The sequence below is a fragment of the Pseudomonas sp. IT-P4 genome (assembly GCF_949767755.1).
GTDB classification, from domain to species: domain Bacteria; phylum Pseudomonadota; class Gammaproteobacteria; order Pseudomonadales; family Pseudomonadaceae; genus Aquipseudomonas; species Aquipseudomonas monachiensis.
In genome coordinates this window covers 491,525-506,412 of the sequence record NZ_CATKPX010000034.1, presented here as the reverse complement: position 1 = coordinate 506,412, position 14,888 = coordinate 491,525, and the positions used below count along the sequence as shown (strand labels likewise).

General features: G+C 59.0%; 15 protein-coding genes. 6 read left to right on the top strand and 9 right to left on the bottom strand.

From position 1 onward, the window contains the following. Positions 1-127 precede the first annotated feature (127 nt). A complete protein-coding gene (locus ACM6IT_RS15610; RefSeq protein WP_414918288.1) occupies positions 128-1,255 on the top strand; it encodes a sensor histidine kinase in 1,128 nt (375 codons plus the stop codon). Positions 1,256-1,450: 195 nt separating this feature from the next. Here the strand turns inward: ACM6IT_RS15610 and ACM6IT_RS15605 are convergent, their stop codons facing one another. Further along, a complete protein-coding gene (locus ACM6IT_RS15605) occupies positions 1,451-1,756 on the bottom strand; it encodes a chaperone modulator CbpM (RefSeq protein ID WP_056725368.1) in 306 nt (101 codons plus the stop codon). A gap of 27 nt (positions 1,757-1,783) precedes the next feature. Next, entirely contained in the window at positions 1,784-2,731 is a 948-nt protein-coding gene (locus ACM6IT_RS15600; protein ID WP_056725369.1) for a DnaJ C-terminal domain-containing protein, read from the bottom strand. Between the two features lie 298 nt (positions 2,732-3,029). Here ACM6IT_RS15600 and ACM6IT_RS15595 point away from each other — a divergent pair, with 298 nt between their 5' ends. Continuing rightward, on the top strand, positions 3,030-4,304 hold the full coding sequence (locus ACM6IT_RS15595) for an Hsp70 family protein (protein ID WP_008001051.1): 1,275 nt from the start codon (positions 3,030-3,032) through the stop codon (positions 4,302-4,304). A 143-nt stretch (positions 4,305-4,447) separates the two neighbouring features. On the opposite strand, the gene ACM6IT_RS15590 is transcribed toward ACM6IT_RS15595, so the two are convergent. From ACM6IT_RS15590 to ACM6IT_RS15580, 3 genes are all read right to left on the bottom strand, one after another. Continuing rightward, the gene (locus ACM6IT_RS15590; RefSeq protein WP_056725372.1) at positions 4,448-5,461 is read right to left on the bottom strand and encodes an AI-2E family transporter; all 1,014 of its coding nucleotides are present in this window, start codon (positions 5,459-5,461) and stop codon (positions 4,448-4,450) included. Positions 5,462-5,631: 170 nt separating this feature from the next. Next, positions 5,632-5,943, bottom strand: a complete 312-nt coding sequence (locus tag ACM6IT_RS15585; RefSeq protein ID WP_056725374.1) for a PsiF family protein — start codon at positions 5,941-5,943, stop codon at positions 5,632-5,634. A gap of 64 nt (positions 5,944-6,007) precedes the next feature. After that, entirely contained in the window at positions 6,008-6,802 is a 795-nt protein-coding gene (locus ACM6IT_RS15580) for an AraC family transcriptional regulator (protein WP_223447660.1), read from the bottom strand. A gap of 97 nt (positions 6,803-6,899) precedes the next feature. Here ACM6IT_RS15580 and ACM6IT_RS15575 point away from each other — a divergent pair, with 97 nt between their 5' ends. Then, positions 6,900-7,775 (top strand): DMT family transporter, encoded by an 876-nt coding sequence (locus ACM6IT_RS15575; RefSeq protein ID WP_056725378.1) that lies wholly within the window; start codon positions 6,900-6,902, stop codon positions 7,773-7,775. A gap of 144 nt (positions 7,776-7,919) precedes the next feature. On the opposite strand, the gene ACM6IT_RS15570 is transcribed toward ACM6IT_RS15575, so the two are convergent. The 3 genes from ACM6IT_RS15570 to ACM6IT_RS15560 form a co-directional block, all read right to left on the bottom strand. Then, a complete protein-coding gene (locus ACM6IT_RS15570) occupies positions 7,920-8,810 on the bottom strand; it encodes an esterase/lipase family protein (RefSeq protein WP_414918287.1) in 891 nt (296 codons plus the stop codon). A gap of 107 nt (positions 8,811-8,917) precedes the next feature. Further along, positions 8,918-9,223, bottom strand: a complete 306-nt coding sequence (locus ACM6IT_RS15565) for a DMT family transporter (RefSeq protein WP_056725381.1) — start codon at positions 9,221-9,223, stop codon at positions 8,918-8,920. Further along, a complete protein-coding gene (locus ACM6IT_RS15560; protein WP_414918286.1) occupies positions 9,224-9,862 on the bottom strand; it encodes an FMN-dependent NADH-azoreductase in 639 nt (212 codons plus the stop codon). Positions 9,863-9,983: 121 nt separating this feature from the next. Here ACM6IT_RS15560 and ACM6IT_RS15555 point away from each other — a divergent pair, with 121 nt between their 5' ends. The 3 genes from ACM6IT_RS15555 (at position 9,984) to ACM6IT_RS15545 (ending at position 12,671) form a co-directional block, all read left to right on the top strand. After that, a complete protein-coding gene (locus tag ACM6IT_RS15555) occupies positions 9,984-10,886 on the top strand; it encodes a LysR substrate-binding domain-containing protein (RefSeq protein ID WP_414918285.1) in 903 nt (300 codons plus the stop codon). 240 nt (positions 10,887-11,126) lie between these two features. Continuing rightward, positions 11,127-11,900 (top strand): hypothetical protein, encoded by a 774-nt coding sequence (locus tag ACM6IT_RS15550; protein ID WP_414918284.1) that lies wholly within the window; start codon positions 11,127-11,129, stop codon positions 11,898-11,900. A 72-nt stretch (positions 11,901-11,972) separates the two neighbouring features. Continuing rightward, positions 11,973-12,671 carry a hypothetical protein gene (locus tag ACM6IT_RS15545; RefSeq protein ID WP_414918283.1) on the top strand — a complete coding sequence of 233 codons (699 nt, stop codon included), beginning with the start codon at positions 11,973-11,975 and terminating at the stop codon, positions 12,669-12,671. Positions 12,672-12,760: 89 nt separating this feature from the next. Here ACM6IT_RS15545 and ACM6IT_RS15540 read toward each other — a convergent pair whose 3' ends face one another. Beyond that, positions 12,761-14,830: an AsmA family protein gene (locus tag ACM6IT_RS15540; RefSeq protein WP_414918282.1), complete on the bottom strand. Its 2,070-nt coding sequence runs from the start codon at positions 14,828-14,830 to the stop codon at positions 12,761-12,763. Between the last annotated feature and the right edge of the window lie 58 nt (positions 14,831-14,888).

The window sequence follows — 14,888 nt, the reverse complement described above, 5'->3', positions numbered from 1 at the left end:
GAGCCAAAAACATATATCTACCGCCATCGGCACGTCCGCCTGTGCCACTGCATGAGCGGTCGTGTTTTTTCCGGCAAAGGGACTACTATTCGACTCGCCGCCCCCGATTCATGAACAGGTAACCGCCATGCGTCTTTCCGAATTCATCGTGTTACACGTTGATCGCATCGTCGATGAGTGGGAGCTGTTCGCCAAAACCATCACCCCGGCCGCCGAAAACATGGATAGCGCCGCCTTGCGCGACCATGCCCGGTCGATCCTGCTGGCCGCGGCCCGGGACATGTGCAAACCCCAGACACCTGCCGAACAGGCGGCCAAGGCGCGCGGCGAAGGACCGGAGAAAACCCCCAGCCTCGACGAGGCCGGCGCCAGCCACGGCGAACTGCGTCACACCGTGGGTTTTGATCTGGTGCAGATGACCAGCGAATTCCGTCACCTGCGCGCCTGTGTCATCCGCCTGTGGGTCAACAGCCTGCAATCGCCTGACCTGGCCTACTTCCAGGACATGATCCGTTTCAACGAAGCCATCGACGAAGCCCTCGCCGAATCCACGGCCACCTATGCCGAGCAGGTCAATCGTTCACGGGACATTTTTCTGGCGATCCTCGGCCATGACCTGCGCGCGCCCCTGCAGGCGGTGAGCATGTCCACTGAACTGCTGCTGCGCAAAGCCGAGCTCGACGGTGATGCGCTCAAGTGCGCGGTCAATATCCTGCGCAGTACCGGGCACCTGGCGGTGATGGTCGGGGACTTGCTGGAACTGGTGCGCAGCCGCCTGGGCAAGCGCCTGCCGATCGAGCTGGCGCCCATGGACCTGGCCGAAGCCGCGCGCGAAGCGATTGCCCGGGCCTGTGCCAGTCAACCGGAATGCAATCCGACCCTGGATGTGCAGGGCGACACCCGCGGCACCTGGGACCCGCGCCGGCTCGATCAGATGCTGCAAAACCTGATCGGCAATGCCTTGCAGCACGGCTCAAGCAAACGCGAAGTGACGCTGCGCCTCAGGGGCGAGGCTGACAGCGTCCGACTGACGGTGCACAACGACGGAGCCCCGATCCCCTGCGATGCGATCCCGACGATTTTCGACCCGCTGGTGCGCAGTGCCAGCGAAGAACTCGGCGAGCCGACGACCAGCCTTGGGTTGGGGTTGTTTATCGTCAAGGAAGTGGTTGATGCGCATCAGGGAGCGATTGAAGTCAGTTCCCGTGAGATAGATGGCACGACGTTTACCGTGGTGTTGCCGAGGAAGGTCTAGACGTTTGCCGAGGGGAGGCTTTTGTGGCGAGGGAGCTTGCTCCCGCTCGAGCGCGAAGCGGTCGCAAGCCCTGCAATTGCGCTGAACCTGTTGAAATGTGCTGACTGGATGTTTTTGGGGCTGCTTCGCAGCCCAACGGGACGGTGCGGCGATCCGACAAGCTCCCTCGCCACAGGTTGGGTGCCACTCTTTGAGTTACTCCACCACCAACCGCCCCAACCTCTGCTTGAGCATGCGGTTCTCGGCCCGCAGTTGCTGGACTTCTTCGAGCAGGTCCAGCGCCAGGGCGACGCCTTCCCATTCCAGGTCAAGGTCGCGCCGCAGCTTGGCGGCGCGCTTGGCCAGGGTCAGCTCGTAGTCGTTGAAAACCCAGTCCTTGGGCTGGGCGCCCTGAGGTTCGAGGATGCCGTGCTCGACGATTTCGATCACGTAGACGTCCGACAGCCCGGCCGCCTCACAGAATTCTGCCATGTCCAGTTGAACGATCAGGGGACTGCTCATAGTCAGTGACTCCTTGGTTCCATGGGATCAAAAATGCTCTCGCGGGTCGAACGCGGCTTTTTTCGCCAGCTCCTGCCACAGGGCCTTGATGTCCTCGTCGGATTTCTTCGGCATCACGGCTTTCAGTTGCACGAACAGATAACCGCGCTCACCGGCCTTGTTCATCAGGCCATGGCCCTTGGCACGCATGCGCTGGCCATTCTGGCTGCCCGCCGGTACCTTGAGGTTGATCTTGCCGGTCAGGGTCGGCACGGCGACTTCAGCGCCCAACGCCAGCTCCCACGGTGCCAGTGGCAAGGTGATGATCAGGTTCTCGCCTTCGACGTCGAATTTCGGGTGCGGCGCAAAACGGATCGTCAGGTACAGGTCGCCATTGGCCCCGCCACCCACGCCCGGAGCGCCCTGCCCCTTGAGGCGAATGCGCTCGCCGTCGCTCACACCGGCCGGAATCTTCACGTTCAGGCTCTTGCTGGTGTTGCTCACATGCTGGCCGGCCGCATTGTACTGCGGCACCTGGAAGGTGACCTTCTTCGACTCGGTCGACAGCGTTTCTTCGAGAAAAACCCCAAGCTCCATTTCCACGTCCTGCCCTCGACGTCCGGTACTGCGACGCGACTGTCCACCACCACTGAAACCAGGCCCACGGTTGCCGAAGATCGAACTGAAGAAGTCCGAGAAATCGCCCGTGTCCTGGCCACCGCCACCGAAACCGCCACGGCTTTGCCAGCCTGGTGGTCCCTGGAACGGTTGGCCGTGCTGGCCATAGCGGCGCAAATCATCGTATTCGGCGCGTTTGTCGGCGCTTTTCAGCGCTTCATAAGCTTCCGAGGCGTCCTTGAACCTGGACTCGGCGTCCTTTTCCTTGCTGACGTCGGGGTGGTATTTGCGCGCCAGCTTGCGATAGGCGGCCTTGATCGCCTTATCGTCTGCGGTCGGCTCCACACCGAGAATCTTGTAATAGTCTTTGAAGTCCATCGAGGGAATCACCATCCGTTATCAGAATCGCGCCACAGGCCACAGCATGCGCTTGTTTGCAGCCATTGGTTTGACCGATCTCAAGTTTGTGACCGGGCGGCGCGGCAGAAGTTTATCGGCAGCAGGCGGGGCTTCTTGCGAGCACTCCCGCGGCTGTCCGGTTGATGCAGGGTAGTTTGGGGGGGATCACCCATCTTTCAAGGCATTGTCCGCGAAGAATTAGCAGATAACCGGCCTTCGAATCTGGCGCGCTCTGACATACACTGCGCGGCCGTTTTTTAACCGGAACCTGAAAGACATGAACAACGCATCTCCAGCCCGTGCCTTGGGTATCGACTTTGGCACGTCCAACTCCACCGTCGGCTGGCTGCGCCCCGGCGTGGAAACGCTGATCGCGCTGGAGGACGACAAGATCACCCTGCCGTCAGTGGTCTTCTTCAATATCGAAGAACGTCGCCCGGTGTACGGCCGGCTGGCATTGCACGAGTACCTGGAAGGCTACGAAGGCCGCCTGATGCGCTCGCTCAAGAGCCTGCTGGGTTCCAAGCTGATCAAGCACGACACCAGCGTCCTGGGCACGGCGATGCCGTTCAAGGACCTGCTCGGGCTGTTCATCGGCCAGCTCAAGAGCCGCGCCGAAGCGTCCGCCGGTCGGGAATTCGAAGAAGTGGTGCTGGGTCGCCCGGTGTTTTTTGTCGACGATGACCCGATGGCCGACAAGGAAGCCGAAGACACTCTGGTCGACGTGGCGCGCAAGATCGGCTTCAAGGAGGTCTCGTTCCAGTACGAGCCGATTGCCGCCGCGTTCGACTACGAGTCGACCATCGAGAAAGAAGAGCTGGTGCTGATCGTCGACATCGGCGGTGGTACCTCCGACTTCTCCCTGGTGCGCCTGTCGCCGGAGCGTCGGGGTGTGGATAACCGCCACGAAGACATCCTCGCCACCGGCGGTGTGCACATCGGCGGAACCGACTTCGACAAACAGCTCAGCCTGCAAGGCCTGATGCCACTGTTCGGCTACGGCAGCCGCATGAAGAGCGGCGCCTACATGCCCACCAGCCACCACATGAACCTGGCGACCTGGCACACCATCAACTCGGTGTACTCGCAAAAATCGCAACTGGCCCTGGGCAGCATGCGCTACGACATCGAAGACACCGGCGGTATCGACCGCCTGTTCAAGCTGATCGAACAGCGTGCCGGACACTGGCTGGCCATGGAAGTGGAAGAAACCAAGATCCAGCTGACCCACGCCGACAATCGCCACGTGCCACTGGACCGCATTGAAGCGGGCCTGAGCGTGGACCTGAGCCGGGCGCTGTTCGAGTCGGCCATCGACAGCCTGCTGGAGCGGGTGCGCAACAGCGTCACCCAACTGCTGGCGGACGCCGATGTGCGGGTCGATCAGGTCGATACCGTGTTCTTCACCGGTGGTTCGAGCGGGATTCCGGCGCTGCGCAACAGTGTTTCGGCGATGTTGCCGAAGGCGCGGCATGTGGAAGGGAACATCTTTGGCAGTATCGGTAGCGGTCTGGCGATTGAAGCGGCCAAGCGCTACGGCTCTATGGACTGACCACAATCTCTGTGGCGAGGGAGCTTGCTCCCGTAGGACTGCGCAGCAGTTCCCTTCTTTTCAGGGATAAGGGGGCCGCTGCGCGACCCAGCGGGAGCAAGCTCCCTCGCCACAATTTGATCAACTGCTAGATCCGAAGCAGATCAAACCATCCCCACCTGCTTCAACTCACTCTTCAGATACGCGTAGTAAATCGGCCCCGCCACTACCCCCGGCAGGCCGAACGCGGCCTCGAACACCAGCATCGCCAGCAGCAACTCCCACGACTTGGCACTGATCTGCCCGCCGACGATGCGCGCGTTGAGGAAGTATTCGAGCTTGTGGATAACAATCAGGTAACCCAGCGCCGCCACAGCGACCCAGATCGACAACGACAAACCGACGATGGTGATCAAAGTGTTCGACATCAGGTTGCCGATCACCGGCAGCAGGCCGAGCAGGAAGGTCAGCACGATCAGGGTTTTGGTCAGCGGCAGCTTGATCCCGAACATCGGCAGGATCACCGCCAGGAAAATCCCGGTGAAGACAGTGTTGAGCAGGGAAATCTTGATCTGGGCGAACACGATGTTGCGAAACGCCTGGACCAGCAGGTGCAGGCGTTCGAACAGCGCCGCAGCCAGCGGCTTGCGCTTGGTCAGGTCCGGCACACGCTGCAAGGCAATGATCGCACCCAGCACCATGCCGATCAGCAAGGTCACGAACATGTGCGCCGCATCCTTGCCCACCAATTGCAAATCGCTGAGGTGTTTGCTGACCCACTCGCCAATCGCCACGCGGAACTCCGCGGCACTGGCCGGCAGGTAGGCGTCGATGAACGGCGGCAGTTGCCCGCGCGCGCGGTCGACCACTCCCATGAACTTGTCGAGGGAGGCACCGGGGTTTTCCGCCTCGTGCAGCAGGAAGCTGAAGGCACCGGCAAAGATCAGCGATAGCACGCTGACAATCAGAGTCCCCAACAATGCCACCGCCAGCCAGCGCGCACGCCGGCCTTCGATCAGCCGTTGCAGTTGCGGGGTGAGCATGTTGACCAGTTCGAACACCAGCAATCCGGCGAGCAGGCTGGGCAGCAACCGCAGCGGCAGGACCAGCAGCAGCCCGCCAAAAATGATGACCCAGCTGATGACCAGCAAGACTTGACGCTGAGAAAACGTTGGCATACAGCCTCAAAAACGAACGGCGTAAAAAGGATTGGCAGTCTGCCAGCGATCCGGTGCGAGCACTAGGGATTGTGTGGGGCGACCTTAGTGGGGGCCCTGGATGTTTGCAGTGCCTCGACTGGCCTGCTCGCGATGGGGCCCTCACAGCTCCAAAAATTTTCAGCCCTAGTTTATTTTTTCTTCAGGCAATCGCTCATGAACACCTTGCGCTCATCCCCCTTGAGGGCTTTGGTGGCGGCGTCGGCATTGCAGGTCTTCATCTTCTCTTGCTGTGGGGTCAAGGTCTTACCAGCATCGTTTGCCGGCGCAGTCGCCTTCAGGCAGGTGCTCATGAAAGCTTTGCGCTCGTCGCCCTTGAGGCTTTTGGCCGTAGCGTCGGCGTTGCAGGTAGTCATCTTCTCTTGCTGGGCCGTATTGGCGGCAAAGCCCTGGGAGCACAGCAGCAAACCGATCATCAACAAAGGGACACGCATCATCTTCATGGAGTTTTCTCCTGGTCGCCACACCGAGGGGCGTGGCCTTGCACTGGAGTGTAGACAACCCCTGTTACACCTTCCTGTTCTCCAGATGGCTGCGCCGATACTGCTCCGGCGTACATCCGGCCTGGCGCTGGAACATCGCGATAAACGCCGAGCCGGTGCTGTAGCCCATGTCGAAGGCGATTTCCTGAATGCTGCGCGGGCTGTCCAGCGCTTCGATCGCCGCCAGAAAACGCAGGCGCTGGCGCCACTCACCGAAACTCATGCCCAGTTCCCGCACGAACTGCCGCGCCAGGGTGCGCTCGCTGACATGGATGCGTGCGGCCCATTCCGACAGCGGCCGATTGTCCCCCGGCTCGGCCTGCAGCGCTTCCAGGATCCCGAGCAATCCGGGGCTGCTGGCATAGGGCAGGTAGCACTCGTGCACCGGGGCCTGTTGCAACTGGTCCACCAATACCTGGGCCAGACGCTGGTCGGCGGCCTGTTCGGGGATTTTCACGTCCCGGGCGGCGAAGTCCTTGAGGATCGCCTTGAGGATGTCGCTGATGGCCAGGGTGCAGGCTCGCGGCGGCAGGTCGGCGCAGACCTTGGGTGCCAGGCACACCGCGCGGTAGTTGACCGGTTGGTGGCTGTAGAAGCTGTGCTCGATCTGCGGCGGCACCCACACCGCGTATTGCGGTGGCGACATGAAGCGGCTGCCCTCGACGTCCATGTGCAGCACGCCGTGGGCGGCATATTCCAGCGTCCCCCAGGGATGTCGATGGGGCGCGGCGTATTCGTGGGCGTCGAAATCGGCGTAGCGGAAGTACACCGCCGACGGCAGTTCGCTGAAATCCAGCAGGTCGATGTGTTTACTGCTCATGCTGTCCGTCATCAGGGGCCGGTTGTCTGGATCGAAGTATAGGCTTGCATCCAGACAAGAGGATAATTGCCCTTCATTAACGTTCTGGTTTTTCCCGATGCAATACGCTTATCCCCTGCTGGCCATTTTTATCTGGGCCGGCAACACCGTGATCACCAAAATGTCGGCCGGGGCGATCTTCCCCGCCGAGATCGGTTTCTACCGCTGGCTGCTGGCCGGGTTGCTGTTCACGCCCTTCATGCTCAAACCGGTGCTCGCCCATTGGCCACTGATCCGCCCGAAGCTGGGCAAGATCTTTGTCCTCGGTGTTCTCGGCATGGCGGTCTATCAAAGCCTGGCGTACTTCGCCGCGAGCCTGACCTCGGCCACCAACATGGGCATCATCCTGTCGCTGATGCCGCTGATGTCGCTCGCCATGGCGATCATCAGTCTCGGCCAGCGCCTGACCATGGGCGCCCTGGCCGGTGCGGTACTGTCGTTTGCCGGTGTCCTGGTGGTGGTGTCGTCCGGAAGCCTTGGCACATTGCTGGAACACGGGGTCAACCTGGGCGACGCGATGATGCTGATCGCCACCCTGGCCTATGCGGTCTACAGCACCCTGTTGAAAAAATGGCAACTGAAACTGCCGCCGCTGGTGCTCTTGTATCTGCAGGTGCTGGTGGCCGTGGTGGTGCTGTTTCCATTGTTCATCGCCTCACCGAAAGTTGGCCCGACCCTGCAGAACATTCCGCTGGTGCTGTACGCCTGCCTGCTGGCATCGATGGTCGCGCCGCTGGCGTGGATGCAGGCCGTGGTGCGTTTGGGACCGAGCCGGACCACGCAGTTTTTCAATTTGCTGCCGCTGATTACCGCCCTGATTGCGGCGGTGGTGCTGCATGAACAACTGGCGCTGTATCACCTGGTGGGCGGGGTATTGACCTTGGGTGGAGTGATTGTTTCCGAGCGATGGACAACGGTGTTGGGTCGCGCCTAGCTTTTTGTGGCGAGGGAGCTTGTCGGATCGCCGCACCGTCCCGTTGGGCTGCGCAGCAGCCCCTATTCATTCACCCAAGACTCAATGATCGATTTGCTACCGCTGCGCGGTCGAACGGGAGCAAGCTCCCTCGCCACAGGCGGTCTAGACGCCTGCCGCCGCCAGCCGCGCCGCATGCTCGACAAACAGCCGGATCGGTTCGGCCCCCTTGCCCACCAGCCCCAGCGACTGGTTGACGATATCGAAGTGATCCAGCGGATACTCATCGCCAATCACCGTGCCCAGGTGCGAGCTGTAGCGCCCGACCATGCCGTCGCAATGCCCGGCTTCGCGGACGAAGGTTTTAGCGAACAGCCGGCAAGTGCGGTTGGTGCCGTCCAACAGATTGCGCCCGCGATCGGTAATGCCCGGTTGCAAGGTGCCGGACCAGGAGTAATAACGCACACCGTTGACCTGCTCCGGCCCGTGACCGCCCCAGGTGTCAGGCAAGCCCTGTGGATAACGCTGGTTGAACAGCGCCACGCCAGCACTGGTGAGGGAGTGATGAGACGCATGGATATCCACCGGCAGCTTCGGCCCGCGGTAACCGGTATCCAGCCAGCCCATCAGCACCCCGATCATCCGTAGCAAAACGCTCAGCAGACGACCACGGACGCTGTCATGGGGATAATGCTCGTGCAGGTAATCGGCGAGCTCCGAACCGTGGTTCGGCCCCGCCACCGAGGTCACCGAAGCGATCAGGTCCGGGCGTTTGGCCGCTGCATAACGGGCGGTCAGCGAGCCCTGGCTATGGCCGATCAGGTTAACCTTGGCGGCTCCGGTTTCCCGCAGGATTTCGTCGATACGCACCAGCAATTGCTCGCCGCGCACTTCGTTCGAATTGAGCGGCGAGACCTGCACCGCGAACACCACCGCACCACCACGGCGCAACGCCTCGACGATCCCGTACCAGTACGGATAAAGCACCAACCGTATGAACCCGAGCATTCCCGGGACCAACACCAGCGGGTAGCGCGGGGCAGAACCTTGCGACATGGGTGGACATCCTTGTGGTCGGGTGTTGATGCAAGGCGGGATGCAAGACATCCGCCAAGCTAAGCCTGCGAAGATGACAACTCGACGACAAGTCTATGTCATCGGCCCTACTTCAACCCCACCACGCCCGCCACGATCAGCCCGACCGAGACCAGCTTGATCACGCTCAGGCTTTCACCCAGCAGCGCGAAACCGAGAAACACCGTGCCCAGCGAACCGATGGCGGTCCAGATCGGGTACGCGATGCTCACCGGCAACTCGCGCATGGCCAGGGTCAGGAAGTAGATTCCGCCCACAGCGGCCACCACGGTGATCAACGAAGGCCAGAGCCGGGTGAAGCCCTCGGCGTACTTCATGCCCATGGCGAAGGTGACTTCGAACCCGGCGGCGACCAGCAGAAACAGCCAGGCCACCTAGAACTCCCCGGCCAGCGCCAACAGACGCTGCTCAGCCTCGGCGGCAGATATTTCAAAGCTGCGCTCGGTGGACTCTTCGCCCTCGGCAGCCACCACGGTGATGTCCGTGATGCCGATGAATCCGAGCACCGTACGCAGTAGCGTATCGGCATGGTTCATGGCTTCGAGCTCGCCACCCGGGCCAAAACCGAAGCCGCCACGGCTGGTGATGATCAGGGCCTTTTTACCCTGTACCAACGGCTCGTACTGGGCCACGCCATTGTCCAGGCTGTGATCGAAGGTCACCCCGACGCGCACGATCTGATCGATCCAGGCCTTGAGGCCGCTGGGTACGCTGAAGTTGTGCATCGGCGTGGAAATCAGCAACACATCGTGGCCAAGCAGTTCGCCAACCAGTTCGTCACTGAGTGCCAGGTCGGCCTGCATCGACAGCGGCCGAGCGGCAGGCTCGGGGTAAAACGCGGCAGCCACGAATGCCTCGTTGACCGGCGGTATCAACGTCCGACCGACTTCGCGTCGGGTCAACTGTGAGTGTGGATGACGGGCCTGCCAGGCCGCTAGAAACACTTCGGCCAAACGCCGGGAGTGCGAACGCTCACCACGGGGACTGGCGTGAACAGCAAGAATTCTACTCATCTGTCTCTCCTCAGGACTAAACTCAAACGGCTTGTGGCTTGCAGCTTGAAGCTGACCAACGTCCTCGTTCAAATGAGAAGAAATCAGTCTGGATGAATCTATTTCATCCATGGAGTGTTGAATGTTTGCCTCATTGCCGTTGACCGCCCTGCGGGCCTTCGAATCCGCCTCACGCCTGTTGAGCTTCAAGGCTGCCGCCGAAGAACTGTCCGTCACCCCGACGGCGGTGTCACACCAGATCCGCTCCCTGGAAAGCTGGCTCGGTGTGCCGTTGTTCGAGCGCCTGCCACGCCAGGTACGCCTGACCGAATGCGGCGAACGGCTGTTCCAGAGCCTGCACGGTGCTTTCCTCGAAGTGGCGCAAAGTGTCGATACCCTGCGCCCACAACGCAGCGGCGCCAACCTGACAGTTTCCACCACCGCCGCCTTCGCCGCCCTGTGGCTGGTGCCACGGCTTGGACGCTTCTACGCCCGTCACCCGAACATCAACGTGCGCCTCGATACCCACTGCGAGGTCATCGATCTGCATCAGGACGCCAGTGTCGATCTGGTGCTGCGCTACAGCCTCGATGATTACCCCAACCTGTACGGCCAGTGCCTGTTCGATGAGTCCTTCGGTGTCTACGGCTCGCCAGAACAGGTGGCCCTGGCGTCGAGTCGCCCCCCCACGCTGATCAGCGTGCGCTGGCACAACTCCAAACTCTATGCCCATGGCTGGGAAGCCTGGTGCGCCCGCTCCGGCGAAACCTGGCTGAGTGGCCCGCCCGCCGTGCGTGAATACGACGAAGAACACTACGCCCTGCAAGCCGCGATTGCCGGGCAAGGCCTGGTATTGGCGAGCAATATTCTTGTGTCGGAAAGCGTGGCCAGTGGCCTGTTGTTGCCGTACCGCGGGGACATCCAGGTCGATGGCGCCGGCTACAGCGCACTGTGCGTGCCGGGGCGCGAGCGGCATCCCCCGGTTCGAGCGTTTTTTGCGTGGTTGCAGGAGGAGACTCAATTATCCCGCCTATTTCAAAGATAGGAACCTTCGACAACTAAGCAGAGAGTGTATTTATAAAAAACCTCTGTACCGCCCCCGCAACTCAAACATCTAGAGACGCCCTCAACTCTAAAACTTAATTATACACCGCAGCCCTGCAAGCCAGAATACAAACCAACCCAAACATTAAAGGTAACAACATCAAAATAGACTTTACCTTTATTCAGCTTAAGCTTGAGCCGCAACCAAACGACCACCAAAACTCGTTAGAAAGGATTCTATATGAACATTGAACAACGCTTGGAATTTATCAATACGCTCCCCCCTCTTAAACCAGAAGCCATTCGATCTTTTTTATCTCTCAATGAAACACCCACACCTCCACACGATAACAATGGCCCAAATGGATTTGTAACTCCTGACAGTGTGAATATATTTCTCCCGGGATTCTCTGAAAGCCTGATATCAGATATCAACCTCTGCAAACTGGTTATGCAGAATGCAGCCGACATAGAATACCCGGATACCACACAACAGTTTGAATGGTATAAATACTACACAAAAGGATTAAGTGATCTGGGCTGGACAATTCAAGCAAAAAACCTTCAGGACGTGACTATCAAGGGCATAAACCTGACAATGGACCAAGTCGCCATAGATGTAATAAAAGGACTAGTTGGCAACAATGCAAACTTACTGACAAACCTCGCAAAACAAGCCATCACCGCCATCCAGGGTGATGAAGAATTGATCACGTTATTTGAGTCAAATAAAAAGCTTGGAAAACAATCAAAGTTCGACATTGCCCCGGCATGGCTTGATAGCAACGGGCAAGCGAATATGGTTTTGAACACCATCGCACTGGACAATCAGGAAAGCACAACAAGCTTTCTGTTCTGGAAGACCACCAAACAATCCACCACCATAAAATCAGGAGCAATGCACATTTATCTGGACAACGCCATTTTTGACGACTTGCGCGGAGAGCTACGCGAAGTCTTTCTGAACGAAGCTAAATCGAAGATCAGGAAGCTCCCAAAACTAAAGCCGGTCTAATGCCACGCACAGGCCATGTTAAAGTCGACGAAACTTGTCGACTTTAACAAACGAATATATCTGGAGCCCAAAATGCCAACTTCCAATTTAGACTTCTACATTGTCAGCGGCAATATTGTTATCTTTTCTGGAGAACACTCCGAAAAATTCAAAAATGACATTTTACATTCAAGCCTCACCGGCCATTTAGTAGCCGAAGCTAATAGCACCAACAGCGATGAGGTGTGGTCCACCTATACAAAAACTGTCGCAGACCTGAGCTGGGTGACCTGCCGCTTAAATCAAACCAACACTCGTTCCAACGAAGAAAGCTTGTACACTATCTCGCTGCAAGCTTATGGCGATGTACTTTCAGAGAACGATCGACAAACACTTGACCATGCGTTTTCCGTACTGAAGGAGCAGCCCAAGGATTCGCCATCAATATTGGCCCTAACTACCCGTTTTAACGCCCACACAACTACAAGCTACCAGGATAACAAAAAAGGCGACACTTCAGAAAAAAAGACGAGCACTGGCATCCTATTGACCTTTATCAACCACGAAAAAATCGTGCACACACTGAGAATTACTATCGAGAGCGGTCAATATCTCGATATCGGCATTTTGAACAACCCTGTGCTCGATACAACCAACAAAGATGACTTTAATACCTGGCTATTATCCAGCACTTTTGACGAGTCCACGTACGAAGACCTCAGAGTTGAAGTTGACGCATATCTCGATGACAGTATTACTGCCGAAATAATTCGAATCCAAGATTCTCGGTAAATTTTTGGCACCGACAAAAAGAAACTTTATACAGGCAGCACAGCACTTCGAGATACTTAGTGAAGTGCTGTAGGATCATAGAATTGGCGTCAGTACTTCACAGTCTTCGGCGCCTTGCCCGCCTTCATCTGCTCCAGCAATGGCGCGCATTGATTCGCCTCCCCCCCACTCGGCGCCACCAGCGCCAGCAACCCTGCCGCCGGTGCGGCGATCACGCCCAGCGCCACCATCCCGGCTCCGCGCAACATCAGCGGCACGGCCTTGACCCCGGCATCGGGCTTGATGAACTTGCCGCGCACGTACAGCGGCGAGCGCAATGAAATCAGGCGCCAGCCCTTGGATTCCGGGGTGATGGTCAGGTCCAGTTGTTCGGTCGCCATGTTCGCCGTGCCGTCGATGTAGACGATGGCGTTCTCGGTGTCGAACACAAACAGGCGAGTAGTTGCCAGGCCGGACTGGATGCCGAAGTCGGCGGCGGCGCAGTTGATCTTCACTTCCTTGTCGCCAAAGATTTTGCCGACCACGTAGTTGCCGACGTTCAGGCCCGCCAGTTCCATCAACTCGCGACTGATGGCGCCATCGTTGATCAGCATTTTCAGATTGCCATTGGCGCTGCCCAGCAGTTTGGCCACCGAATTGCCGTGCCCGCTGATATCAGCATCGCCGTTGAGTTCGCCGAAACTGGTTTTCATCGGTTCAAAGCCGGGGAACAACTGCTTGAGCTTGAAGCCTCGGGCCGTGAGTTGGGCATGACCCTCCAGTGGATCGGCGTGGCCGTTCAGGCGAATTTGCGCATCCAGCTTGCCGCCGGCCACGCCGAAACGCAGCGGTTCGAGGCTGAGTACGCCATCGGTGAGTACCAGGTGGGTATAGAGGTCGTTGAACGGCAACTTTTCGCTGTGCACGATGCGCTTGCCGGTGAACTCGACATCAGCATCCATATCGCGCCAACGATCGGTCTTGAACTCTTCGACCGGCAGCACTTTGTCCGCCGGCTGTTTGCTGTCACCGCCCCGGGCCTTCTGTTCGGCGTTGGAGTCGGCACCAATCAGCGGCGCCAGGTCAGCGAATAGCAATTGATTGGACAGCAGCGAGCCGCTGAGTTTTGGCCGTGGCTGGCTGGCCACATAGGTCAGATTGCCGTGGATGTCGCTTTCACCGATCTTGCCGTTGAATTGTTCATAGCGGAACACCGCACCACCTGCCTCGTGCAACTTGGCGATCAGGTGGCCATCGGTGGCATAAGGTGGCGTGTCCGGCAGGATCACGCCGGTCAGCGGGTAGAGGTTGCCCAGGCTGGTGCCGGCCAGTTTCAGGCGCAAGTCCAGGGCACCCAGGTTCAGTGGATCGGTCAGGGTGCCGGCCAGTTCAACGCTGGAATCGGCGATCTTTACCTGTGCCTGAAGCGGAAACGGCCGTGCCGCGTCCTGCAACGCCAACAGCCCGCCAATCTTGCCCTGGCCCGCGAGTTTCTGGCCGTGGTACTGGCCGTTGACCTTGAGGGCGAACGCATAATCCTGGGGTGACGAGCCCTTTTCCTGCGCGGCTTTCGCCGCCTTGTCGCCGACGATATCGCTGAACGGGATCGGTTTGCCCAATGGATCGATCAGCACGTCGAGCTGGGTCTTCAGGTTCTGGTCATCGAGGGTGACATGGCCCTTGTCGAAGCCAATCGCACCGATATCCACCACCCAGCTCGAAGGCTCGGCGTCCGGGTCTTTCGGGTCGAATTTGAAGGTCCAATTGGCGCGCCCGTCAGCCAGGCGTTGCAGTTGGGCATTGGGTTCGGTGAGATCGATACGCGGGATCACCACCCGCTGCGCCAGCAATGCCAGGGGTGAAATACGCAGCTCCACCCGCTTGAGGGTGACCATCTGCGGTTGTTTCGACCAATCAGGATTGCCCAGGCTCAAGTCTTCGGCCACCACATGAGGCCACGGCACCCAGGCGCGCCAGCCGCTTTCATCGGGCTCGGGCTGCCAGACCACCGACAGATTGCCGTTGATGGCGAAGGCGCGGTGCAGCTCTTCGGAAACCTTGGCGTTGAGCGGCGGTTTGATCCGGTTCCAGTCAAAAAACACGATGATCAGCACCAGCACCATCAACAAGCTAAGGAAAGTGGAAAGGGTCCAGACCAACGTCTTTTGAGTGCGCGTCATTGCACAGGGCTCCTGATACGACTGAGCGCCCCGACTGCGACGCACATGTGAAACGGTG